The 23,227-nt window shown below is 72.5% G+C and carries 18 protein-coding genes; 14 read left to right on the plus strand and 4 right to left on the minus strand.

Translation table 11 applies throughout. The features are described 5' to 3' along the window. Nucleotides 1-43: 43 nt before the first annotated feature. A complete protein-coding gene (gene uvrA, locus ACIF8T_RS04660; protein WP_400031081.1) occupies nt 44-3,058 on the plus strand; it encodes an excinuclease ABC subunit UvrA in 3,015 nt (1,004 codons plus the stop codon). Between the two features lie 157 nt (nt 3,059-3,215). On the opposite strand, the gene ACIF8T_RS04665 is transcribed toward uvrA, so the two are convergent. Together ACIF8T_RS04665 and ACIF8T_RS04670 are read right to left on the minus strand one after the other, a co-directional pair. After that, on the minus strand, nt 3,216-4,124 hold the full coding sequence (locus ACIF8T_RS04665) for a carbohydrate kinase (RefSeq protein WP_400031083.1): 909 nt from the start codon (nt 4,122-4,124) through the stop codon (nt 3,216-3,218). Then, the gene (locus tag ACIF8T_RS04670; protein WP_400031085.1) at nt 4,121-5,170 is read right to left on the minus strand and encodes a LacI family DNA-binding transcriptional regulator; all 1,050 of its coding nucleotides are present in this window, start codon (nt 5,168-5,170) and stop codon (nt 4,121-4,123) included. Before ACIF8T_RS04670 ends, ACIF8T_RS04665 begins: the two co-directional genes overlap by 4 nt. Nucleotides 5,171-5,358: 188 nt before the next feature. Here ACIF8T_RS04670 and ACIF8T_RS04675 point away from each other — a divergent pair, with 188 nt between their 5' ends. Further along, nucleotides 5,359-5,781 (plus strand): Rieske 2Fe-2S domain-containing protein, encoded by a 423-nt coding sequence (locus ACIF8T_RS04675; RefSeq protein WP_400031087.1) that lies wholly within the window; start codon nt 5,359-5,361, stop codon nt 5,779-5,781. Nucleotides 5,782-5,937: 156 nt separating this feature from the next. On the opposite strand, the gene ACIF8T_RS04680 is transcribed toward ACIF8T_RS04675, so the two are convergent. Together ACIF8T_RS04680 and ACIF8T_RS04685 are read right to left on the minus strand one after the other, a co-directional pair. Continuing rightward, a complete protein-coding gene (locus ACIF8T_RS04680; RefSeq protein WP_400031089.1) occupies nt 5,938-6,885 on the minus strand; it encodes a hypothetical protein in 948 nt (315 codons plus the stop codon). Between the two features lie 339 nt (nt 6,886-7,224). After that, complete coding sequence (locus tag ACIF8T_RS04685; RefSeq protein WP_400031091.1) at nt 7,225-7,392, minus strand: hypothetical protein; 168 nt, start codon at nt 7,390-7,392, stop codon at nt 7,225-7,227. Between the two features lie 346 nt (nt 7,393-7,738). Here ACIF8T_RS04685 and uvrC point away from each other — a divergent pair, with 346 nt between their 5' ends. From uvrC to ACIF8T_RS04745, 12 genes are all read left to right on the plus strand, one after another. Then, nucleotides 7,739-9,799, plus strand: a complete 2,061-nt coding sequence (uvrC, locus tag ACIF8T_RS04690; RefSeq protein WP_400031093.1) for an excinuclease ABC subunit UvrC — start codon at nt 7,739-7,741, stop codon at nt 9,797-9,799. Then, entirely contained in the window at nt 9,796-10,836 is a 1,041-nt protein-coding gene (rapZ, locus tag ACIF8T_RS04695) for an RNase adapter RapZ (RefSeq protein ID WP_400031095.1), read from the plus strand. Before uvrC ends, rapZ begins: the two co-directional genes overlap by 4 nt. Further along, the gene (gene yvcK / locus ACIF8T_RS04700; protein ID WP_400031097.1) at nt 10,833-11,900 is read left to right on the plus strand and encodes a uridine diphosphate-N-acetylglucosamine-binding protein YvcK; all 1,068 of its coding nucleotides are present in this window, start codon (nt 10,833-10,835) and stop codon (nt 11,898-11,900) included. The genes rapZ and yvcK overlap by 4 nt, the downstream gene beginning before the upstream one ends. After that, nucleotides 11,891-12,880, plus strand: a complete 990-nt coding sequence (whiA, locus tag ACIF8T_RS04705) for a DNA-binding protein WhiA (RefSeq protein ID WP_400031099.1) — start codon at nt 11,891-11,893, stop codon at nt 12,878-12,880. Before yvcK ends, whiA begins: the two co-directional genes overlap by 10 nt. Nucleotides 12,881-13,029: 149 nt before the next feature. Further along, on the plus strand, nt 13,030-15,984 hold the full coding sequence (locus ACIF8T_RS04710) for a M14 family zinc carboxypeptidase (RefSeq protein WP_400031101.1): 2,955 nt from the start codon (nt 13,030-13,032) through the stop codon (nt 15,982-15,984). Nucleotides 15,985-16,220: 236 nt separating this feature from the next. Beyond that, nucleotides 16,221-17,228: a type I glyceraldehyde-3-phosphate dehydrogenase gene (gene gap / locus ACIF8T_RS04715; RefSeq protein WP_400031103.1), complete on the plus strand. Its 1,008-nt coding sequence runs from the start codon at nt 16,221-16,223 to the stop codon at nt 17,226-17,228. A gap of 140 nt (nt 17,229-17,368) precedes the next feature. Further along, the gene (locus ACIF8T_RS04720) at nt 17,369-18,580 is read left to right on the plus strand and encodes a phosphoglycerate kinase (protein ID WP_400031105.1); all 1,212 of its coding nucleotides are present in this window, start codon (nt 17,369-17,371) and stop codon (nt 18,578-18,580) included. Nucleotides 18,581-18,585: 5 nt separating this feature from the next. Then, the gene (gene tpiA, locus ACIF8T_RS04725; RefSeq protein WP_400031107.1) at nt 18,586-19,362 is read left to right on the plus strand and encodes a triose-phosphate isomerase; all 777 of its coding nucleotides are present in this window, start codon (nt 18,586-18,588) and stop codon (nt 19,360-19,362) included. 101 nt (nt 19,363-19,463) lie between these two features. Then, a complete protein-coding gene (gene secG, locus ACIF8T_RS04730) occupies nt 19,464-19,694 on the plus strand; it encodes a preprotein translocase subunit SecG (RefSeq protein WP_400031498.1) in 231 nt (76 codons plus the stop codon). Nucleotides 19,695-19,903: 209 nt separating this feature from the next. After that, complete coding sequence (locus ACIF8T_RS04735; RefSeq protein WP_003957010.1) at nt 19,904-20,239, plus strand: RNA polymerase-binding protein RbpA; 336 nt, start codon at nt 19,904-19,906, stop codon at nt 20,237-20,239. Nucleotides 20,240-20,509: 270 nt separating this feature from the next. Then, complete coding sequence (pgi, locus tag ACIF8T_RS04740; RefSeq protein ID WP_400031109.1) at nt 20,510-22,162, plus strand: glucose-6-phosphate isomerase; 1,653 nt, start codon at nt 20,510-20,512, stop codon at nt 22,160-22,162. A 90-nt stretch (nt 22,163-22,252) separates the two neighbouring features. After that, nucleotides 22,253-23,221: a hypothetical protein gene (locus ACIF8T_RS04745; RefSeq protein WP_400031111.1), complete on the plus strand. Its 969-nt coding sequence runs from the start codon at nt 22,253-22,255 to the stop codon at nt 23,219-23,221. Nucleotides 23,222-23,227 lie beyond the last annotated feature (6 nt).

Below are 23,227 nucleotides of genomic sequence, written 5' to 3' on the forward strand. Positions count from 1 at the left end.
GGCCCCGCCCCTGTCACTTCTCTCAAGAAAGGTGCGGACCGGCGTGGCCGACCGTCTCATCGTTCGTGGAGCGCGCGAGCACAACCTCAAGAACGTCTCGCTCGACCTCCCGCGCGACTCGCTCATCGTCTTCACGGGCCTGTCGGGGTCGGGCAAGTCCTCGCTGGCCTTCGACACGATCTTCGCCGAGGGGCAGCGGCGCTACGTCGAGTCCCTCTCCTCGTACGCCCGGCAGTTCCTCGGCCAGATGGACAAGCCGGACGTCGACTTCATCGAGGGCCTGTCCCCGGCGGTCTCCATCGACCAGAAGTCGACCTCCCGCAACCCGCGCTCGACGGTCGGCACGATCACCGAGGTCTACGACTACCTCCGCCTGCTCTTCGCGCGCATCGGCAAGCCGCACTGCCCGGAGTGCGGCCGCCCGATCTCCCGCCAGTCGCCGCAGGCCATCGTCGACAAGGTCCTGGAGCTGCCCGAGGGCAGCCGCTTCCAGGTGCTGTCGCCGCTGGTGCGCGAGCGCAAGGGCGAGTTCGTCGACCTCTTCGCCGACCTGCAGACCAAGGGCTACTCCCGCGCGCGCGTGGACGGCGAGACGGTCCAGCTGTCCCAGCCCCCGACGCTGAAGAAGCAGGAGAAGCACACCATCGAGGTGGTCGTCGACCGCCTCACGGTGAAGGACTCCGCCAAGCGCCGCCTGACCGACTCCGTGGAGACCGCGCTCGGCCTGTCCGGCGGCATGGTCGTGCTCGACTTCGTCGACCTCCCCGAGGACGACCCGGAGCGCGAGCGCATGTACTCGGAGCACCTGTACTGCCCGTACGACGACCTGTCCTTCGAGGAGCTGGAGCCCCGCTCCTTCTCCTTCAACTCGCCCTTCGGCGCCTGTCCCGACTGCACCGGCATCGGCACGCGCATGGAGGTCGACCCGGAGCTGATCGTCCCCGACCCGGACAAGTCGCTCGACGAGGGCGCCATCCACCCCTGGTCGCACGGCCACACCAAGGAGTACTTCGGCCGCCTCGTCGGCGCCCTCGCCGAGGCGCTGGGCTTCCGGACCGACATCCCCTTCGCGGGGCTGCCGCAGCGCGCCAAGAAGGCCCTGCTGCACGGCCACAGGACCCAGGTCGAGGTCCGCTACCGCAACCGGTACGGCCGCGAGCGCCGGTACACCACCGCCTTCGAGGGCGCCGTCCCCTTCGTCAAGCGCCGGCACACCGAGGCCGAGAGCGACGCCAGCCGCGAGCGCTTCGAGGGGTACATGCGCGAGGTGCCCTGCCCGACCTGTGAGGGCACACGCCTGAAGCCGATCGTCCTCGCGGTCACGGTCATGGGGAAGTCCATCGCCGAGGTCTCCGCGATGTCCATCAGCGACTGCGCGGACTTCCTGGGCGAGCTCAAGCTCAGCGACCGCGACAAGAAGATCGCCGAGCGCGTGCTGAAGGAGGTCAACGAGCGGCTGCGGTTCCTGGTCGACGTCGGCCTGGACTACCTCTCGCTGAACCGCGCGGCCGGCACCCTCTCCGGCGGCGAGGCCCAGCGCATCCGCCTGGCCACCCAGATCGGCTCCGGCCTCGTCGGCGTCCTGTACGTCCTCGACGAGCCGTCCATCGGCCTCCACCAGCGCGACAACCACCGGCTGATCGAGACCCTGGTCCGGCTGCGCGACATGGGCAACACGCTCATCGTCGTCGAGCACGACGAGGACACCATCAAGGTCGCCGACTGGGTCGTCGACATCGGCCCCGGCGCCGGCGAGCACGGCGGCAAGGTGGTGCACAGCGGCTCCCTGAAGGAGCTGCTCGCCAACGAGGAGTCGCAGACCGGTCAGTACCTGTCCGGCCGCAAGTCCATCCCGCTGCCCGACGTCCGGCGGCCCCTGGACCCGTCCCGCCGGCTCACCGTGCACGGCGCCCGCGAGAACAACCTCAAGGACATCGACGTGTCCTTCCCGCTGGGCGTGTTCACCGCGGTCACGGGCGTGTCCGGCTCCGGCAAGTCCACGCTGGTCAACGACATCCTGTACACGCACCTGGCGCGCGAGCTGAACGGCGCGAGGGCCGTGCCCGGGCGGCACACCCGCGTGGACGGCGACGACCTCGTCGACAAGGTCGTGCACGTCGACCAGTCGCCCATCGGCCGCACCCCGCGCTCCAACCCGGCCACCTACACCGGCGTCTTCGACCACATCCGCAAGCTGTTCGCCGAGACCACCGAGGCGAAGGTCCGCGGCTACATGCCCGGCCGGTTCTCCTTCAACGTCAAGGGCGGCCGCTGCGAGAACTGCGCGGGCGACGGCACGATCAAGATCGAGATGAACTTCCTCCCGGACGTCTACGTCCCGTGCGAGGTCTGCCACGGCGCCCGGTACAACCGGGAGACCCTGGAGGTCCACTACAAGGGCAAGTCCATCGCCGAGGTCCTGAACATGCCGATCGAGGAGGCGATGCACTTCTTCGAGGCCGTCCCGGCGATCTCCCGGCACCTGAGGACGCTGAACGACGTCGGTCTCGGCTACGTCCGGCTCGGCCAGTCCGCGACCACCCTGTCCGGCGGCGAGGCGCAGCGCGTCAAGCTCGCCAGCGAACTGCAGAAGCGCTCCACCGGCCGCACGGTCTACGTCCTGGACGAGCCGACCACCGGTCTGCACTTCGAGGACATCAGCAAGCTGCTGAAGGTCCTGGCCGGTCTCGTGGACAAGGGCAACACGGTCATCGTCATCGAGCACAACCTCGACGTGATCAAGACGGCAGACTGGGTCATCGACATGGGGCCCGAGGGCGGCGCCGGCGGCGGTGTGGTGGTCGCCGAGGGCACGCCCGAGCAGGTCGCCGCGGTGCCGGCCAGCCACACCGGCAAGTTCCTGCGGGAGATCCTCGGCGCGGACCGGATCAGCGACGCCGCGCCGGTCGTGGCCCCGCGCAAGGCGGCGGCCCGCAAGACGGTCGCGGCCAGGGCCACCACCAGGAAGACCGCCACGAAGACGGTCGACGACGCCCCCGCGAAGACGGCGGCCACCAAGGCCACCGCGAAGAGGGCGACCCGGGCCCGCAAGGCCTGAGGCCGGGCCGGCAGGGCCCCCGGCCGCGCGGCCGGCATCCGCATCGCCGCGCCCCACGGGAAACCCCGTGGGGCGCGGCGCGTCGGCATACCGGCAGGGCGTCCCCCTGCCGCACCGCTGCACACCGCCTGTCGCCCGGGGCCGGCCCCGGGCGACGTCAGCCCTCCAGCTCGTGGGCGTACGGCGGCTCCGCGCCCGCCCGCGAGCACGTGATCGCCGCCGCGCGGGCCGCGAACCCCAGCAGCCCCGCCCAGCCGTCCGGGCCCAGCGCGGCCACCGCCCGCTCGCTCAGGGCGTCCCGCGCCGCCAGTCCGTGCAGCAGCGCCGCGTTCACCGTGTCGCCCGCGCCGATCGTGTCCACGACGTCGACCCGCTCGCCGGCCACCGGGTACACCCCGCCGTCGCGGGTGAAGGCCGTCAGCCCCTCGCCGCCCTGGGTGATCACCACCGCCGCCGGACCGGCCGCCAGCCACTCCCGGGGCGTGCCGCCCAGCCACCGGGCGTCCTCGGCGGACAGCTTCAGCAGGGACACCGAGGGCAGCCAGCTCTTGAAGCGGGCCCGGTAGGCGTCGGGGTCCGCGATCAGCCCGGGCCGGATGTTCGGGTCCAGCGCCGTGAACACGCCTTGCGCGGACGCGGCGCGCATCATCTCCTCGTACGCGCTCGCCCCCGGCTCCAGCACCAGCGAGCACGTGCCGAAGGAGACCGCGCGGGTGCCGGGCGGCAGCGCGGCCGGGGCGGCGAACAGCCGGTCCGCGGTGCCCTCCACGTAGAACGAGTAGGCGGCGGAGCCGTCCGTGCCGACCGTCGCGACGGCCAGGGTCGTCGGCTCGGGACCGCGCTGCACGGACGACACGTCGACCCCGGTGCCGCGCAGCCGGTCCAGCAGCGCCTCGCCGAAGGCGTCGGACGACACCCGGGAGCAGAAGGCGACGGGCGAACCGAGCCGGCCCAGGGCCACCGCCGTGTTGTAGGGGCCGCCGCCGAGCGCCGGCTTCAGGTCCGTGAGGGCACCGGTGCCCTGCGGGACGAGGTCGATCAGTGCCTCACCGGCGACGACGATCATGCGGACGGTCCTTCCTGGAGGGGCTCCGGTCGTTCGGGGCAGCCGCACGAGGTGCGGTGGACGAAGGCGCAGGGCAGCCGCACGGTCCGGGCGGGCCGGTCCGGCTCGGCGAGACGGTCCAGGAGCAGCCGGACGGCCGTCGCGCCGATGTCCCTGCCGGGCTGGGCGATCGCGGTGAGCCGGGGCGAGAACAGGTCCGCCCAGGCGAAGTCGTCGAAGCAGCACAGCGCGATGCCGCCGGGCACCGACACGCCCCGGTCGCGCAGGGCCCGCAGGGCGCCCAGGGTCATGGTGTCGTTGGCCGTGACGAGCGCGGTGGGCGGCGGGGCCAGGGACAGCAGGGCCGCGGTGGCCCGCTCGGCCCCGGCCGCCTCGGAGTCGCCGTGCACCACCAGCCGTTCGTCGTACGGCAGTCCCGCGGCGGCCAGGCCCTGCCGGTACCCGGCGATCCGCTCGCGCGTGGTGCTGAGCCCGGGCCGCCCCGCCACCAGCCCGATCCGGCGGTGGCCGAGGCCGGCGAGGTGGGTGACCAGCCGGGCCGCCGGCTCGGCGTTCACCGCGCACACCTGGTCGAAGCGCGGGACGCCGTCCCGCGGAACGTCGACCAGCCGGTCCAGGAAGACGGCCGGTACGGCGTGCCGCCCCAGGTAGGCGAGCAGCGCGCGCGGGTCCGGCGAGGGCGCGACGATCATGCCGTCCACCCGGCGCTCGTGCAGCAGCTGCACGACCGTGCGCTCGTGCGCGGGGTCGTCGTGCGGGTCGGCGACGAGCAGGCCGTAGCCGTGCTCCAGGGCACTGGCCTCGACGCCCTGGAGGATCTCCGTGAAGTACGGGTTGCCGATCGCCGACACCGCGAGCCCGATGGACCGGGTGCGCGAGGTCACCAGGGAGCGGGCCAGGGTGTTCGGGGTGTAGCCGAGCTCCTCGACGGCGTCCAGGACGGCCCGGCGGGTGTGCGGCAGCACCGGCCGGGTGCCGTTCAGCACGTGGGAGACCGTCGCCACGGAGACGCCGGCGCTCCGTGCGACGTCGGCCATGGTCGCCACGGCGCCTCCCTTCCCGTGACCGGCCGCCCGCGGGCCGGCCGGACGGGACGCTATCGCATCGGCGAGGCTCGCGTAAACGCTTGCGCAAGCGTTTACGCCGCCACTGCGGGCCGCGTACCCGTGGCGGGCCGGGGCCGTCACCACCGGTATCGTCGGGCGTGCACCGCAGTACGACCAGGGGAGATCCCATGCCCGGCCGACCCGCTCCGAGCCGCCGCACCGTGCTGAGGGGGGCGGCCCTGGCCCCCGTCGCCGGGCTCGGTGCCGCCGCCTGCTCGCCCGGCGGGAGCACGGAGCCCGCCCAGCCGACCGCACCCGTCGACCTCGGCGCCGAGAGCGAGGTCCCGCGGGGCGGCGCCGCGCTGTACCGGGACCACAACGTCGTCGTCAGCCGCGGCGAGGACGGCACGTTCGCGGCGTACAGCACGATCTGCACGCACGCGCGGTGCCCGATCAACAAGCTGGAGGGGACGACCCTGATCTGCCCCTGCCACGGCAGCGAGTTCGACGCCGCCACCGGCGAGGTGCTGCGCGAGCCCGCCACCGTGCCGCTGGCCGCGCTGCGGGTCGAGGTGAAGGACGGCCGGATCGTGGCGGGACCGGACGCCTGAGCGGGTCCTCACCCGGCTCACCGGGCTTTCGGCGCCCGGCCCAGCGGGGGCGGCCGAGGACGGCCGCAACCGGTTACGCCCTCGCGCTCCCGGCCTCCGACGTGCACACCGGGTCGTGCGCCCCGGCGCGCGACCCCTCGCCCCCGGGCCGCCCCCTCACTCCCAGTCCCAGCCGATCCCCACGAACCCCGACCGCACCCGCGGTTCGACGAGGTGCACCGACCGGTGGCGGCCGCTGAGCGCCAGCTCCTGGTGCCCGGTGCGCGGGGCCGCCGCGGACTGCTGGGCGAAGCGGTGGCAGCGCACCGGGAGCGCGGGGGCGTCGAAGCGCACCTGGAGCGCGTACTGGCCGCCCGGCGGACCGAACCCGCGCACGTACTCCCGGGAGACGCCGGCGGTGCCGTCCTCGACGCCGTAGCGGAAGAGGAACGTCTCGCCGGTGCGCAGCCGGGTGTCGAAGAGCAGCTCGGCCACCAGCACCCCGGTGGCGCCGTCCTGCCGCACGCGCCCGGTGCGGCAGTTGTCCAGGGCGTGCACCGCCATGCGCTCCGGAACGGCGCCGGGATCGCCGTGGTGGACGGCCACGAAGCGGTCGACGCCGTCCCGGCGGGCGCGCACGATGTGGTGCGACTCGCGTTCCGCCAGCTCGCGGCGCCCGCCGACGCGGATCCGCTCGTGGTGCCCCAGGGTGTCCAGCCCGGCGTCGGGCGGGCAGCCCAGCTCGGCCATCAGCCGTTCCAGGACGCCCGTGGCCTCGACGAGGGAGCGGTAGGACCGGGCCGCGGAGCGCTGCTCCGCCGGGTGCTCCTCGGACGAGGCGAGCAGCCGGATCAGCGACTCCTCCGGCAGCCGCAGGATCTCCTCCAGGGCCCGGACGGCCCGCAGCGACTCGGGACGCTGCGGGCGGCGGGCGCCCTGCTGCCAGTAGCTCAGGCTCGTGACACCGACCTTCACGCCGTGGCGCGACAGGTGGTGCTGCACACGCTGCAACGGCAGCCCCCGGGCGGCGATCGCGGCCCGCAGGGCGACGTGGAACGGGCCGCCGCGCAGGGCCGAGTCCAGATCCGCGGGGGCGACGTCCGCGTGCGAGGTGGCGTGCGGCATGCAGGGGCCTTTCTGTGAAGGTCGGCAACGGCTGGTCAGGCCGTTCGCACGGGTCGCCCGGGACGGCCCCCGCCGGCGCAGGGCGCGTCCTCTCCTCCGCCCGCCGCCGCTCGGGACCCCCGAGTTCCCCCGCATTGAAGCGTGTTGACAAAGCCCCGACAACAGTTGATACCCAACAGCGACCTGCGCCCGCCGCCGTCCGGCCACCGGAACGCCGGAGCCGCTCCGGCACGGGGCCGGAGCGGCTCGGGGAGCAAAGACCCGCCGGAGAGGCGGGAACGCCGTGGGAGACGGGCGGGGTGCGCCGGAAGAGAGCGGCGGCGGCCCGCGCCCCTGCCCCTAGGAGTGGTCCGTCCCGCCCTGCTCCTGCAGGCGCGAGCGCAGCCGCTTGGCGCGGACCAGGTCGGCGTCGCGCGGGTCGAGGGCTTCCCGCAGGGCCAGTGGCTCGTCCGCGTACCGCCGTGCCCGGACCGGCCGCCGTGACTTCTCGATCCGCACCTGCCGCATCCGAACCACCCTTCCGTCGTGACCCGCCGCTCCCCGCAGGGACCGACCGGTCCGCGCTGGCGTCCCGGGAGCCGCACACCTGCGCGTACGGCACCCGGGAGACCGCCGTGTCGTCGTGGGTAGCCCCGTTCCCCTTCGCGGCCCGGCGTAATCCCTGGGGCGGCGGCGGGCTTGCGGGGAGAGCGTCCCGGCAGGGCCCGCCCGGGGCGGCCCGGACCGGCCCGCGGCGGGGAGCGGGCCGGTCGCGCGGCCCGCGGCCCCGCACCCCGCGCGCGCCGCGGCGACCCGGCCCCCGGCCGTCCACGGGCCCGCCGGAGTGTCGGTCCCCGCCAGTAGGGTGTGAGTCATGGCCGACCCCTCCAGCTACCGTCCCAAGCCGGGACAGATCCCCGACTCGCCAGGGGTCTACCGGTTCCGTGACGAGCACCGCCGCGTGATCTACGTCGGCAAGGCGAAGAACCTGCGCCAGCGCCTGGCGAACTACTTCCAGGACCTGGCGGGCCTGCACCCGCGCACCCGCACCATGGTCACCACGGCCGCGTCCGTGGAGTGGACGGTGGTGTCCACCGAGGTCGAGGCGCTCCAGCTGGAGTACTCCTGGATCAAGGAGTACGACCCCCGGTTCAACGTCAAGTACCGCGACGACAAGAGCTACCCGTACCTCGCGGTGACGATGAACGAGGAGTTCCCGCGCGTGCAGGTGATGCGCGGCCACAAGAAGAAGGGCGTGCGCTACTTCGGGCCGTACGCGCACGCGTGGGCGATCCGCGACACCGTCGACCTGCTGCTGCGCGTCTTCCCCGTGCGCACCTGCTCGGCCGGCGTCTTCAGGAACGCCGCCCGCACCGGCCGCCCCTGCCTGCTCGGCTACATCGACAAGTGCTCCGCGCCCTGCGTCGGCCGGATCGACCCCGAGGACCACCGCGAGCTCGCCGACGAGTTCTGCGACTTCATGGCCGGCCGCACGGGCACGTACATCCGCCGTCTGGAACGGATGATGACCGAGGCGGCCGAGGAGATGGAGTACGAGCGGGCGGCCCGCCTGCGCGACGACATCGGGGCCCTGAAGAAGGCCATGGAGAAGAACGCGGTCGTGCTCGCCGACGCGACCGACGCCGACCTGGTCGCGGTCGCCGAGGACGAGCTGGAGGCGGCCGTCCAGATCTTCCACGTGCGCGGCGGACGGGTGCGCGGCCAGCGCGGCTGGGTCACCGACAAGGTCGAGGAGATCACCACCGGCGCCCTCGTGGAGCACGCCCTCCAGCAGCTCTACGGCGAGGAGACCGGCGACGCCGTCCCCCGGGAGGTCCTGGTCACGGCGCTGCCCGACCTCGTGGAGCCCGTGCAGGAGTGGCTCACCGGGCGCCGCGGCTCGGGCGTCTCGCTGCGCGTCCCGCAGCGCGGCGACAAGAAGGCCCTCATGGAGACCGTGCAGCGCAACGCGCAGCAGGCGCTCGCCCTGCACAAGACCAGGCGCGCCTCCGACCTGACCACGCGCTCGCGGGCCCTGGAGGAGATCGCCGAGGCCCTCGGCCTGGACAGCGCCCCGCTGCGGATCGAGTGCTACGACGTCTCGCACCTGCAGGGCGACGACGTCGTGGCCTCCATGGTCGTCTTCGAGGACGGCCTGGCCCGCAAGAGCGAGTACCGGCGCTTCCAGATCAAGGGCTTCCGCGGGCAGGACGACGTCCGCTCCATGCACGAGGTGATCACCCGCCGTTTCCGGCGCTACCTCGCCGAGAAGGAGCGGACGGGGGAGTGGGCCGACGGCGAGGACGGCCCCCTGGCGGACGGCCTCACCGAGGAGGACGGCCGCCCCAGGAAGTTCGCCTACCCGCCGCAGCTCGTCGTGGTGGACGGCGGCGCGCCGCAGGTCGCCGCGGCGCGCCGGGCCCTGGACGAGCTGGGCATCGACGACATCGCCGTATGCGGCCTCGCCAAGCGCCTGGAGGAGGTCTGGGTGCCCGGCGACGACGACCCGGTGGTCCTGCCCCGCACCAGCGAGGGCCTGTACCTGCTCCAGCGCGTCCGCGACGAGGCCCACCGCTTCGCCATCACCTACCAGCGCACCAAGCGCGCCAAGCGCCTGCGCTCCAGCCCGCTGGACGACGTCCCCGGCCTCGGCGAGGCCCGCAAGCAGGCGCTGCTGCGGCACTTCGGCTCGGTGAAGCGGCTGCGGGCCGCGACCATCGAGCAGATCTGCGAGGTCCCGGGCATAGGCCGCAAGACGGCCGAGACCATCGCCGTGGCCCTCGCCCAGGCGGCCCCGGCCGCGCCCGCCGTGAACACGGCGACCGGAGAGATCATGGAAGACGTGGAAGACGGGGAACCCGGGACGACGACGGGTTCCGCGGGGGAGCCCGTGCCCGCGGGCGCCCCGGACGAACGACGGGGGCAGGAGACATGACCGAGCACGAGCACGACCGCGACACCGGACCCGCGGCGCAGCGGCAGCCCGCGCCGCGAGACACTGCCGAGGCGCCGCACAGGGAAGCAGGCCAGAATCCCGTACGGCAGGACGCACGCCACGACGACGGAGCACAGGTGAGTACGGGCAAGGAAACGGCCGGGGTCCCCGAAGCGGCGATCCCCGAGCTGGTGATCATCTCCGGCATGTCCGGAGCCGGGCGGTCCACGGCCGCCAAGTGTCTGGAGGACCTGGGCTGGTTCGTCGTCGACAACCTGCCGCCCGCGCTGATCCCCACCATGGTGGAGCTCGGCGCCCGCTCCCAGGGCAACGTGGCCCGGATCGCGGTCGTCGTCGACGTCCGCGGCCGCCGCTTCTTCGACAACCTCCGCGAGTCCCTCGCCGACCTCGACGGCCGGGGCGTCACGCGGCGGATCGTCTTCCTGGAGTCCTCCGACGAGGCCCTGGTGCGCCGCTTCGAGTCGGTGCGCCGCCCGCACCCCCTCCAGGGCGACGGCCGCATCGTCGACGGCATCGCCGCCGAGCGCGAGCTGCTGCGCGAGCTGCGCGGCGACGCCGACCTGGTGATCGACACCTCCAGCCTCAACGTGCACGAGCTGCGCGCCAAGATGGACGCCCAGTTCGCCGGCGAGGAGGAGCCCGAGCTGCGGGCCACCGTGATGTCCTTCGGCTACAAGTACGGCCTGCCCGTCGACGCCGACCTCGTCGTCGACTGCCGCTTCCTGCCCAATCCGCACTGGGTCCCGGAGCTGCGCCCGTTCACCGGCCTCCACGAGGAGGTGTCGGCGTACGTCTTCAACCAGCCCGGGGCCAAGGAGTTCCTGGACCGGTACGCCGAACTCCTCCAGCTCGTCGCCACGGGCTACCGTCGGGAGGGCAAGCGCTACGTGACGATCGCCGTCGGCTGCACGGGCGGCAAGCACCGCTCCGTCGCCATGTCGGAGAAGCTCGCCGCACGGCTCGCCGCCGAGGGTGTGGAGACGGTGGTCGTCCACCGGGACATGGGACGCGAATGACAGGACGTACTCCGCGGCTGAGCAGGCTGCGCCGGGTGGTGCACGAAGGGCGCGGCGGCCGGTCCGCCGAGACCCGGGGCGGCAGGCCGCGCCGCCGCGGCACCCAGCCCAAGGTCGTCGCCCTCGGCGGCGGCATGGGCCTGTCGGCCTCGCTCGCCGCGCTGCGCCGGATCACCGGCGACATCACCGCCGTCGTCACCGTGGCCGACGACGGCGGCTCCAGCGGGCGCCTGCGCGACGAGCTGGGCGTGCTGCCGCCCGGCGACCTGCGCAAGGCGCTGGCCGCGCTGTGCGGCGACGACGACTGGGGCCAGACCTGGGCCCGCGTCATCCAGCACCGCTTCCAGTCCAAGGGCGAGATGCACGGCCACGCGGTCGGCAACCTGCTGATCGTCGCCCTGTGGGAGCAGCTCGGCGACCACGTGCAGGCCCTGGACCTGGTCGGCCGGCTGCTCGGCGCGCACGGGCGGGTGCTGCCCATGTCGGCCGTGCCGCTGGAGCTCCAGGCCCTGGTGAGGGGCCACCACCCGGACCGCCCGGACGACGTCGACACCGTCCGCGGCCAGGCCAACGTCGCGCTGACCCCCGGCGAGGTGCAGTCCGTGCACCTCGTCCCGCACGACCCGCCCGCCGTCCCCGAGGCGGTCGCGGCGGTCCTCGACGCCGACTGGGTGGTGCTCGGACCCGGCTCCTGGTTCTCCTCGGTCATGCCGCACCTGCTCGTCCCCGAGCTCCTGGACGCGCTCACGCAGACCAAGGCGCGCCGGGTGCTCTCCCTGAATCTCGCCCCGCAGCCGGGAGAAACCGAGGGCTTCTCCCCGCAGCGTCATGTGGAGGTTTTGGGGCGACACGCCCCTAAACTCGCCCTGGACGTGGTGCTGGCCGACGAGGCCGCCGTGCCCGACCGTGCCTCGCTGACGGAAGCCGCCAAGCGGCTGGGCGCCGCGGTCGAGCTGGCGCCGGTGGCCCGGACCGACGGGACGCCGAGGCACGACCCGGAGCTGCTGGCCGCCGCGTACGACCGTATTTTTCGTATGCATGGAAGGATCGGCCCATGGCGATGACGCCAGCGGTGAAGGACGAGATCTCCCGGCTCCCCGTCACCCGTACCTGCTGCAGGAAGGCGGAGGTCTCCGCCGTCCTGCGGTTCGCCGGCGGCCTCCACCTGGTGAGCGGGCGCATCGTGATCGAAGCGGAGCTGGACACCGCGATGGCGGCCCGCCGTCTCAAGCGGGACATCCTGGAGATCTTCGGCCACAGCTCGGAGCTGATCGTGATGGCGCCGGGCGGACTGCGGCGCGGTTCGCGCTACGTCGTGCGCGTCGTCGCGGGCGGTGACCAGCTGGCCCGGCAGACCGGCCTGGTCGACGGCCGGGGCCGCCCGATCCGCGGCCTGCCGCCGCAGGTGGTCTCGGGGGCCACCTGCGACGCCGAGGCGGCCTGGCGCGGCGCGTTCCTCGCGCACGGCTCGCTCACCGAGCCGGGCCGCTCCTCCTCCCTGGAGGTGACCTGCCCGGGCCCCGAGGCGGCGCTCGCCCTGGTCGGGGCCGCCCGCCGCCTGTCGATCGCCGCGAAGGCCCGCGAGGTGCGGGGCGTGGACCGGGTGGTCGTGCGTGACGGCGACGCGATCGGCGCGCTGCTCACCCGGCTCGGCGCCCACGAGTCGGTGCTGGCCTGGGAGGAGCGCCGGATGCGCCGCGAGGTGCGCGCGACGGCGAACCGGCTGGCCAACTTCGACGACGCCAACCTGCGCCGCTCCGCGCGCGCGGCCGTCGCCGCCGGCGCCCGCGTGCAGCGCGCCCTGGAGATCCTCGGCGACGACGTCCCCGAGCACCTGGCGGCCGCCGGCCGGCTGCGCATGGAGCACAAGCAGGCCTCCCTGGAGGAGCTGGGCGCCCTCGCCGACCCGCCGCTGACCAAGGACGCCGTCGCCGGCCGCATCCGCCGGCTGCTCGCCATGGCCGACAAGCGCGCCTCCGACCTCGGCATCCCGGGCACGGAGGCCAACCTCAGCGAGGAGCTGGCCGACAACCTCGCAGGCTGAGTGACGCGGAGTCAAGACGCCGGTGCCGACGCCCACTTGGGTGATCGGCACCGGCGTCGGCGTGTCGGCGGGGACGTCTTGACTCGATCATGGACTGTCATGAGCCTGGCAGGGTTCGCTGCTGTGGCGGACCCACCCTAGGGGGGTTCATGAGACGAAGAGCGAGATCGATCCTCGCCGTCGGCGCGCTCCTGATCGGCGGAGCGGGCTTCGCACCCATCGCCCAGGCACAACCCCAGGCTCCCGGCGGAACGGACGGGGACGAGGTCAAGGTCTTCCGCGCCGACGTCACCAAGAAGCAGGTGCCCCTGCTGCTGGCGGCCGGCCAGGACGGCCACGAACTCGGTGAGCAGGTGCCCGACCGGGGCACGGCCACCGTCGAGGTCTACCTCACCGACCGGCAGGCCGAGAAGCTGGAGAAGCAGGGCGTCGGCCTCACCGAGCACACCCTCTCCGCGAAGGCCGAGGCCCGCGTCGAGGACGCCGCCGAGGGCGTGTTCCGCCCGTACAGCGGAGAGGGCGGACTGAAGGAGGAGATCCTCCGGACCGCCCGGCAGCACCCCGGCCTCACCAAGGTCGTCTCCATCGGCAAGACGGTCAAGGGCCAGGACATCCTCGCCCTCAAGCTCACCAAGGGCGCCAAGAAGTCGAAGGACGGCTCCAAGCCCGCCGTGCTGTACCTGTCCAACCAGCACGCGCGCGAGTGGATCACGCCGGAGATGACCCGCCGGCTGATGCACCACTACCTGGACGCGTACACGACCGACAAGCGCGTCAAGAAGATCGTCGACTCCACCGAGCTGTGGTTCGTGCTGTCCGCCAACCCGGACGGCTACGACTACACCTTCGCCGACGAAGCCAACCGCCTGTGGCGCAAGAACCTGCGGGACGTCAACGGCGACGGCGTCATCGCCACCGGCGACGGCGTCGACCTGAACCGCAACTTCGCCTACAAGTGGGGCTACGACGACGAGGGTTCGTCCCCCCACCCCACCAGCCAGACCTACCGCGGCGCCGGTCCCAACTCCGAGCCGGAGACCCGGGCGCTGGACGCCTTCCAGAAGCGGATCGGCTTCACGTACGGCATCAACTACCACTCCGCCGCCGAACTCATCCTCTACGGCGTCGGCTGGCAGGTGGCCACCCCGACCCCGGACGACGTCCTCTACGAGGCCCTGGCGGGCACACCGGAGAACCCGGCCGTCCCCGGCTACCTCCCGCAGCTCTCCTCCGAGCTGTACACCACCAACGGCGAGGCCGACGGACACGCGGCGAACGTCAACGGCATGGGGATGTTCACCCCCGAGATGTCGACCTGCCAGACCGCGTCCGACGCCGATCCGGACGACGCGTGGAAGGCGTCCGACTGCCGGTCGATCTTCACCTTCCCCGACGACGAGAAGCTGATCCAGCAGGAGTTCGCCAAGAACGTCCCGTTCGCGCTCTCCGTCGCCGAGACCGCCTCCCACCCCGACCGGCCGTCCTCGGCCGTCGGCCTGGACGCCGCCGACTTCACCCCGGCCGCGTTCCCGGTGTCGTACTCCCGCGGCGCCGACCAGGAGGTCTCCGTCGTCGTCCGCAAGGCCGTGCGCGACAAGGAGCTGAGGTACCGCGTCAACGGCGGCCGCGTCCACGACATGGCGCTGCGGCCCTGGAAGGGCGGTGAGCGGTTCGGCGGCGAGGACAACCTCCACTTCGACGAGTACCGCGCCAAGGTCAAGGACGGCGAGCCCGGCGACGAGGTCGAGGTGTGGTTCACCGGCGAGACCAGGAGCGGCAAGAAGGTCTCCAGCGAGCACTTCACCTACACCGTCGCCGAGCGGCCCCGCGCGGACGTCCTCGTGGTCGCCGAGGAGGGCGCCACCGCCACGCAGGCGCGGACCTACGTCGACGCGCTCAGGGCCAACGGCCGCAAGGCCGTCGTCTGGGACGTCGCCGCACAGGGCGCGCCCGACGCGCTCGGCGTGCTGAGCCACTTCGACACCGTCGTCCACCACACCGGCGCGAGCACCCCGGGCATCGCCACCCAGCTCCGGCTGCGCGCCTTCCTCAACGAGGGCGGCCGGCTGATCGAGGCGGGCGAGCAGGCCGGCGGCAGCGTCGACCTCGGCGGCGGCACCCTGTCGAACGACTTCAGCCAGTACTACCTGGGCGCCTACACCCGGACCTCCACCCCCGGCGCCTCCGGCTTCACCGGCTCGGGCGGGCTGGACGGCTTCACCGGGGCGCTCGGCGACGCGCCCGGCAACCCGCTGGACCGGGCCGGCACCTACGGCGTCACCTCCGAGGTGCTGCCCGCCGACCGGTTCCCGCAGTTCGCGAGCGCGGGCGCGGGACAGTTCGCCGGGACGGTCAACCCCTACGGGCCCTACGCGGGCGCGTCCATGGCCGCCGCCGTCCACACCGACGACGCCTACAAGCGCCTCGGCCGCACCCTCGACCTCACCGCGGTGGGCGCGTCCGACCGGCCGGCCCTGCGCACCCGGCTGCTCTGGGACACCGAGGCCGGCTACGACCACGTGCTGGTCGAGGCCCGTACCGCCGGCGCGGACGACTGGACCACGCTGCCCGAGGCGGGCGGCGCCACCGGCACCGCCGTCCCGGAGGAGTGCTCGGCCGGCTTCTACGTCGGCGAGCACCCCTGGCTGAGGCACTACCTGACGGTCGGGCAGGACGGCTGCACCGCCACCGGCACCACCGGCGCGTGGCACAGCCTCACCGGCGCCTCCGGCGGCTGGCAGCAGGTGGAGTTCGACCTGAGCGCCTACGCCGGGAAGACGGTCGAGGTCGCGATCAGCTACGTCACCGACCCGGGCACCGGCGGCCGCGGCGTCCTCGCCGACGAGGCCTCGCTCGTGACCGGCGGCACGGCCCGGGAGACCGAGGGCTTCGAGACCTCCCTCGGCGCCTGGAAGGTGCTCGGGCCGCCCGCGGGCAGCCCGGCCGTCCTGAACGACTGGGCGCGCACCGGGGCCCTGTTCCGGACGTACGGAGCGGTCACCACCGAGGACACCGTGCTGCTGGGCTTCGGCCTGGAGCACCTGGCCTCGGCGGCCGACCGCAGGGCGCTCATGGCCGGGGCCCTGGCGGCCCTGGACGAGTGAAACGCCGGTCCGAGGGCACTGGCTCTGGGTAGCTCATCCGGGTGATCAGGCGCCCGCCGGCCCTTCCGGCTCGGGCGGTCCGTACCCCTACTGGCGGGTACGGACCGCCCTGCCGTGTATGGGCCGTCTCGATGTCACCACCGACGCCTCGGGGAGGTAGGGTCGGGGGTGGTCGGGGACATCCCATACAGCTCGCCGGCACTTATGAGCCGGCGTACCAACGAGGAGATCGGTTCGTGACGATCCGCGTAGGCATCAACGGCTTTGGCCGCATCGGTCGTAACTACTTCCGCGCGCTGCTGGAGCAGGGTGCAGACATCGAGATCGTGGCTGTCAACGACCTGGGTGACACCGCGACCACCGCTCACCTGCTGAAGTACGACACCATCCTCGGGCGCCTCAAGCAGGAGGTCTCGCACACCGAGGACACCATCACCGTCGACGGCAAGACCATCAAGGTCCTGTCCGAGCGCAACCCCGCCGACATCCCGTGGGGCGAGCTGGGCGTCGACATCGTCATCGAGTCGACCGGCATCTTCACCAAGAAGGAAGACGCCGAGAAGCACATCGCCGGCGGGGCCAAGAAGGTCATCATCTCCGCCCCGGCGAAGAACGAAGACGTCACCATCGTGATGGGCGTCAACCACGAGAAGTACGACGCGGCGAACCACCACGTCATCTCCAACGCCTCCTGCACCACCAACTGTGTGGCGCCCATGGCGAAGGTGCTGGACGAGAACTTCGGCATCGTCAAGGGCCTGATGACGACGGTCCACGCGTACACGAACGACCAGCGCATCCTGGACTTCCCGCACAAGGACCTGCGCCGCGCGCGGGCCGCCGCCGAGAACATCATCCCGACCACCACGGGTGCCGCCAAGGCGACCGCCCTGGTGCTCCCGCAGCTCAAGGGCAAGCTGGACGGCATGGCCATGCGCGTCCCGGTCCCGACCGGCTCGGTCACCGACCTGGTCGTCGAGCTCTCCCGCGAGGTCACCAAGGAAGAGGTCAACGCCGCCTTCCAGAAGGCCGCCGAGGGCGAGCTGAAGGGCATCCTCGAGTACACCGAGGACCCGATCGTCTCCTCCGACATCGTCAACGCCCCGGCGTCCTGCACCTTCGACTCCTCCCTGACCATGGTCCAGGAGGGCAAGAACGTGAAGATCATCGGCTGGTACGACAACGAGTGGGGCTACTCCAACCGCCTCGTCGACCTCACGGTCTTCGTCGGCAACCAGCTCTGATCGAATAGAGCAGGCCTCGATGTGAGGGCAGGGCTCGGGCCGCGCGGGAGCGCGCGGTCCGAGCCCTGACTCACGTACAGATCCGCCCTGTTCGATCCCGAGCGCTTTCGAGCGATCACGAGCCCTCCTCAGGAGTCCCCATGAAGACGATCGACGAACTCCTCTCCGCAGGCGTCGCGGGCCGGCGCGTCTTCGTCCGCGCCGACCTCAACGTGCCGCTGGACGGCACCACCATCACCGACGACGGCCGCATCCGCGCCGTGCTGCCCACCGTCAAGGCACTCGCCGAGGCGGGCGCCCGCGTGGTCGTCGCCTCCCACCTGGGCCGTCCCAAGGGCGCCCCGGACCCGGCCTTCTCCCTCGCCCCGGCCGCCGCCCGCCTCGGCGAGCTGCTCGGCGCGGACGTCGCGTTCGCCGAGGACACCGTCGGCGAGTCCGCCACCGCCACCGTCGCCGGCCTGGCCGACGGCCAGGTCGCGGTCATCGAGAACCTGCGCTTCAACCCGGGGGAGACCAGCAAGGACGACGCCGAGCGCGCCGCCTTCGCCGACCGGCTCGCCGGCCTGGCCGACGTCTACGTCGGCGACGGCTTCGGCGCGGTGCACCGCAAGCACGCGTCGGTCTTCGACCTCCCCCGGCGCCTGCCGCACTACGCCGGCCACCTCATCGCCACCGAGGTCGGCGTCCTGAAGAAGCTCACCGACGAGGTGCAGCGCCCCTACGTCGTCGCGCTCGGCGGCGCCAAGGTCTCCGACAAGCTCGCCGTCATCGACCAGCTGCTCGACAAGGCCGACCGCCTGCTCATCGGCGGCGGCATGGCCTACACCTTCCTCAAGGCCAAGGGCCACGAGGTCGGCATCTCCCTCCTCCAGGAGGACCAGATCCCGGCCGTCACCGAGTACATCGAGCGCGCCGAGAAGTCCGGCGTCGAACTCGTCCTGCCCGTCGACGTCCTGGTCTCCACCGAGTTCCCGGACCTCAAGACGAAGGCCCCGGCCCACCCCACCACCGTCGCCGCGGACGCCATCCCCGCCGACCAGGAGGGGCTGGACATCGGCCCCGAAACCCGCAAGCTGTACGCCTCGAAGCTCGCCGACGCCGCCACCGTCTTCTGGAACGGCCCCATGGGCGTCTTCGAGCACCCCGACTACGCCGAGGGCACCAAGGCGGTCGCCCAGGCCCTCCTCGACGCCCCGGGCTTCACCGTGGTCGGCGGCGGCGACTCCGCCGCGGCCGTCCGCACCCTGGGCTTCGACGAGACGGCATTCGGCCACATCTCGACCGGTGGCGGCGCCTCCCTCGAATACCTCGAGGGCAAGACGCTCCCCGGCCTCGCCGCACTGGAGGACTGACCTCAATGAGCACGCGCACGCCGCTGATGGCGGGCAACTGGAAGATGAACCTCAACCACCTGGAGGCCATCGCCCACGTCCAGAAGCTCGCCTTCGCCCTCGCCGACAAGGACTACGAGGCCGTCGAGGTCGCCGTCCTGCCGCCCTTCACCGACCTGCGCTCGGTGCAGACCCTGGTCGACGGCGACAAGCTGCGGATCAAGTACGGCGCCCAGGACATCTCCGCGCACGACGGCGGTGCCTACACCGGCGAGATCTCCGGCCCGATGCTGGCCAAGCTGAAGTGCACGTACGTGGCGATCGGCCACTCCGAGCGCCGCCAGTACCACGACGAGACCGACGAGATCGTCAACGCCAAGGTCAAGGCCGCCTACAAGCACGGCCTCACCCCGATCCTGTGCGTCGGCGAGGAGCTGGAGGTCCGCGAGGCGGGCAACCACGTCTCCCACACCCTCGCCCAGGTCGAGGGCGGCCTGAAGGACCTCCCGGCCGAGCAGGCCGAGACCGTCGTCATCGCCTACGAGCCCGTCTGGGCCATCGGCACCGGCAAGGTCTGTGGCGCCGAGGACGCCCAGGAGGTCTGCGCCGCCGTCCGCGGCAAGATCGCCGAGCTGTACTCCCAGGAGGTGGCCGACAAGGTCCGCATCCAGTACGGCGGCTCGGTCAAGTCCGGCAACGTCGCCGAGATCATGGCGCAGGCCGACATCGACGGAGCCCTGGTGGGCGGTGCCTCGCTGGACGCGGACGAGTTCGTCAAGATCGTGCGCTTCCGCGACCAGTGAGTAGGACGTAGCGGCGATACGTCGTACCCTTGCGGGGTCCAGCCGTGCGCTGGGCCCCGCGTCGTCCGTCAGAATCCGAGGAAGTTGGTCCAGCCGTGATTATGGGGTTCTCGATCGCCCTGATCGTCTTCAGCCTGCTGCTGATGCTGCTGGTGCTGATGCACAAGGGGAAGGGCGGCGGCCTCTCCGACATGTTCGGTGGCGGCATGCAGTCGTCCGTCGGCGGCTCCTCGGTCGCCGAGCGCAACCTCGACCGGATCACCGTGGTGGTCGGTCTGCTGTGGTTCGCGTGCATCGTCGTGCTCGGCATCCTGATGAAGGCGAACAGCTGACCGGCACCCGTGAACCGCACGCTTCCGCACGTAAGGCCCCATGTTCGGTACGCGCAGCTGAGCGCGGCCTATCATGGGGCTTGCGTCTGGATGTGGGGGCTGTAACTCCGATCACTGGACGCGCGTTGGGCCTTACGTAGACTGAGGCGCTCGCGGCGAAGCGGAACGCCGACTCGCTTCGCGGCACCATCACGCAGGGAGTTACGACCGTGGCAAGTGGCAACGCGATCCGGGGAAGCCGGGTCGGGGCGGGGCCGATGGGCGAGGCCGAGCGCGGCGAGTCCGCGCCGCGGCTGCGCATCTCCTTCTGGTGCTCCAACGGGCACGAGACACAGCCGAGCTTCGCCAGCGACGCGCAGGTCCCCGACACCTGGGACTGCCCCCGGTGCGGCTTTCCGGCGGGGCAGGACCGGGACAACCCGCCGGACCCGCCGCGCACCGAGCCCTACAAGACGCACCTGGCGTACGTGCGGGAGCGTCGCAGCGACGCGGACGGCGAGGCGATCCTCGCGGAGGCGCTCGCCAAACTGCGGGGCGAGATCTAGGACTTCAGGACCGGCCGGGTGCCCAGGGGTGCCTGGCCGGAGCCGTACGCCCGCGCGCCGCGCCGGGCGTGCACCCGGTCCGCCGGCCGGGGGCCTCTTCCTTCCGTCCGCCGTGCGCCGGGACCCGCGTGCCGGCCGGACGTACCTGTTGTTGTGCCGCACGACGCCGTCACGTCGGCCCGTGTCCACCGCCGCTCCATTAGGTTGGGACCGGCAGCGGGGCAGGTACGCACCAGCACAGGCAGGCAAGGAAGAAGGCTGAAGTCCGAGATGAACGCAGACGGCCGTACCAGGCTCAACCAGACGCCCGAGTGGACCGCTCTGGCCAAGCACCGCGAGGAGCTCGGCGAGGTGCGACTGCGCGAGCTGTTCGCCGCCGACCCCGGCCGCGGCACCGCGTACACGCTCCGGGTCGGTGACCTGTACGTCGACTACTCCAAGCACCTCGTCACCGACGAGACGCTGCGGCTGCTGCGCGAACTGGCCGCCGCCACCGACGTGTTCGGGCTGCGCGACGCGATGTTCCGCGGCGAGAAGATCAACACCACCGAGCGGCGGGCCGTGCTCCACACCGCCCTGCGCGCGCCGCGCGACGCGGTGATCGAGGTCGACGGCGAGAACGTCGTACCGGGCGTGCACGCCGTCCTCGACAAGATGGCCGGCTTCGCCGACCGGGTCCGCTCCGGCGAGTGGACCGGCCACACCGGCAGGCGCATCCGCAACGTCGTCAACGTCGGCATCGGCGGCTCCGACCTCGGCCCGGCGATGGCGTACGAGGCGCTGCGCGCCTACACCGACCGGTCGCTGACGTTCCGTTTCGTCTCCAACGTGGACGGCGCCGACCTGCACGAGGCCGTCCGGGACCTCGACCCCGCCGAGACGCTGTTCATCATCGCCTCCAAGACCTTCACCACCATCGAGACGGTCACCAACGCCACCTCCGCGCGCAGCTGGCTGCTCGACGCGCTCGGTGACGAGGCCGCCGTCGCGAAGCACTTCGTCGCCCTGTCGACGAACGCCGAGAAGGTCGCCGCGTTCGGCATCGACACGGCCAACATGTTCGAGTTCTGGGACTGGGTCGGCGGCCGCTACTCCTACGACTCCGCGATCGGCCTGTCCCTGATGATCGCCATCGGGCCGGACCGCTTCCGGGAGATGCTCGACGGGTTCCGGCTCGTCGACGAGCACTTCCGCACCGCCCCCGCCGAGTCCAACGTGCCGCTGCTGCTCGGCCTGCTCGGCGTCTGGTACGGCAACTTCCACGGCGCCGAGTCGCACGCGGTGCTGCCCTACTCGCACTACCTGTCGAAGTTCACCGCCTACCTCCAGCAGCTCGACATGGAGTCCAACGGCAAGTACGTCGGCCGGGACGGGCGCGAGGTGGAGTGGCAGACCGGCCCGGTGGTGTGGGGCACGCCGGGCACCAACGGGCAGCACGCCTACTACCAGCTCATCCACCAGGGCACCAAGCTCATCCCGGCGGACTTCATCGGCTTCGCCGAGCCGGTCGCGGAGCTGGGCGACGAGCTCAGGGCCCAGCACGACCTGCTGATGGCCAACTTCTTCGCGCAGACCCAGGCGCTGGCCTTCGGCAAGACGCCGGAGGAGGTGCGGGCCGAGGGCGTGCCGGAGGAGCTGGTGCCGCACAAGACCTTCAAGGGCGACCACCCGACCACCACCGTCCTCGCGCGCGAGCTGACCCCGTCCGTCCTCGGCCAGCTCGTCGCCCTCTACGAGCACAAGGTGTTCGTGCAGGGCGCGGTCTGGAACATCGACTCCTTCGACCAGTGGGGCGTCGAACTGGGCAAGGTGCTCGCCAAGCGGGTCGAACCGGCCCTCACCGAGGGCGCCGAGGTGCCGGGCCTGGACGCCTCCACCCAGGCGCTGGTGGCCGCCTACCGGGAGCTGCGCGGACGGCGGTGACGCCCGAGCCGGAGAGCGGGCGGCGCACGGCCGTCCGCTTCCCGTAAACTCGCCCGCGATCATGGGTGCCATGTCTCGGGGGAGGACAAAGTGGCCGGTGCGCAAGGGAGTTGGACGGGCGGCGGACTGACGGCGCGGGACCTGCTGCGCCCGAGGCACGCCGCGCGGGCGGTGTTCCACCCGGCGTGGATCCCGGACTCGCTCGACCCGGCGGTGGACCGGCTCAAGCGGGTGCGGCTCGTCGCGGGGACGGTGGCGGCGGTCGGCGTCTACACCGTCGTCGAGGGCGGATTCGCCTTCGAGGAGATCCTGGAGAACATGCTGACGGCCTCCGCCGTCCTGCTGTTCGTCACCCCGCTGACCGTCGCCGTGATGCTGTGCGTGTGGCGCCGCGGCGGAACGGTCCGGGCGCTGAAGCAGCCGCTGCTCAACTCGCTGAAGCTGCTGCTGCTGTTCGTCGGGGCGATCGTGCTCACGGTCGTCGCGCTCAGGTCGGCGGGCAGCAGCGGCATGTTCGTGCTGGTGCTCACGCCGGCGGCGCTCTGGCTGCTCGGCTTCGTCGCCCGCGGCGCCGTGCACGTCTCCGGCAACTTCTTCGGCACCGCCGGCGTGCACCGCTGCCTGCCCCCGCTGCTCGCCACGGTGACCACCTGGCTGATGGCCCTGCCCGACCTCCTCACCGGCGACCTGCACGGACTGAGCCTCACCCTGGGCATCGTCTTCGTCCTGGGCGCCCCGGTGACGGTCACCGGCATCGCGCTGCTGGAGACGCGGCGGCTCAAGCGCCGGTACGGCATCCGGCTGGCCGCCCACCCGGCGACCCTGCCGCCCGTCCCGGGCCCGCCTCCGCCGATGCCTCCGATGCCGCCGGCCGGAGCGCCGTACCCGCCGCCGGGTCCTTTGCACGGCCACCCGTACGTACCGCCGCAGGCGGGTCCGCAGGGATACCCGTACGGGCCGCCGCCGGGGAACCCGTACGCGCCGCCGGCCGGTCCGTACGGCGCCCCCCACGGACCCGGGGCGCGGCCGCCGCACGGGCCGGGACCCCGCCGGGGCTGAGTCGCC

The organism is Streptomyces sp. NPDC085946, assembly GCF_044540485.1.
In the GTDB taxonomy this organism is placed as follows: Bacteria; Actinomycetota; Actinomycetes; order Streptomycetales; family Streptomycetaceae; genus Streptomyces.

Coding starts and splice junctions, on each gene's coding strand:
- ACIF8T_RS04665 (WP_400031083.1), bottom strand. CDS start 4,124: ATGATCGTCGTCGCCGGTGAGGCACTGATCGACCTCGTCCCGCAGGGC.
- rapZ (WP_400031095.1), top strand. CDS start 9,796: ATGACCGAGCACGAGCACGACCGCGACACCGGACCCGCGGCGCAGCGG.
- uvrC (WP_400031093.1), top strand. CDS start 7,739: ATGGCCGACCCCTCCAGCTACCGTCCCAAGCCGGGACAGATCCCCGAC.
- yvcK (WP_400031097.1), top strand. CDS start 10,833: ATGACAGGACGTACTCCGCGGCTGAGCAGGCTGCGCCGGGTGGTGCAC.
- ACIF8T_RS04710 (WP_400031101.1), top strand. CDS start 13,030: ATGAGACGAAGAGCGAGATCGATCCTCGCCGTCGGCGCGCTCCTGATC.
- ACIF8T_RS04685 (WP_400031091.1), bottom strand. CDS start 7,392: ATGCGGCAGGTGCGGATCGAGAAGTCACGGCGGCCGGTCCGGGCACGG.
- whiA (WP_400031099.1), top strand. CDS start 11,891: ATGGCGATGACGCCAGCGGTGAAGGACGAGATCTCCCGGCTCCCCGTC.
- ACIF8T_RS04675 (WP_400031087.1), top strand. CDS start 5,359: ATGCCCGGCCGACCCGCTCCGAGCCGCCGCACCGTGCTGAGGGGGGCG.
- ACIF8T_RS04720 (WP_400031105.1), top strand. CDS start 17,369: ATGAAGACGATCGACGAACTCCTCTCCGCAGGCGTCGCGGGCCGGCGC.
- ACIF8T_RS04680 (WP_400031089.1), bottom strand. CDS start 6,885: ATGCCGCACGCCACCTCGCACGCGGACGTCGCCCCCGCGGATCTGGAC.
- secG (WP_400031498.1), top strand. CDS start 19,464: ATGGGGTTCTCGATCGCCCTGATCGTCTTCAGCCTGCTGCTGATGCTG.
- pgi (WP_400031109.1), top strand. CDS start 20,510: ATGAACGCAGACGGCCGTACCAGGCTCAACCAGACGCCCGAGTGGACC.
- tpiA (WP_400031107.1), top strand. CDS start 18,586: ATGAGCACGCGCACGCCGCTGATGGCGGGCAACTGGAAGATGAACCTC.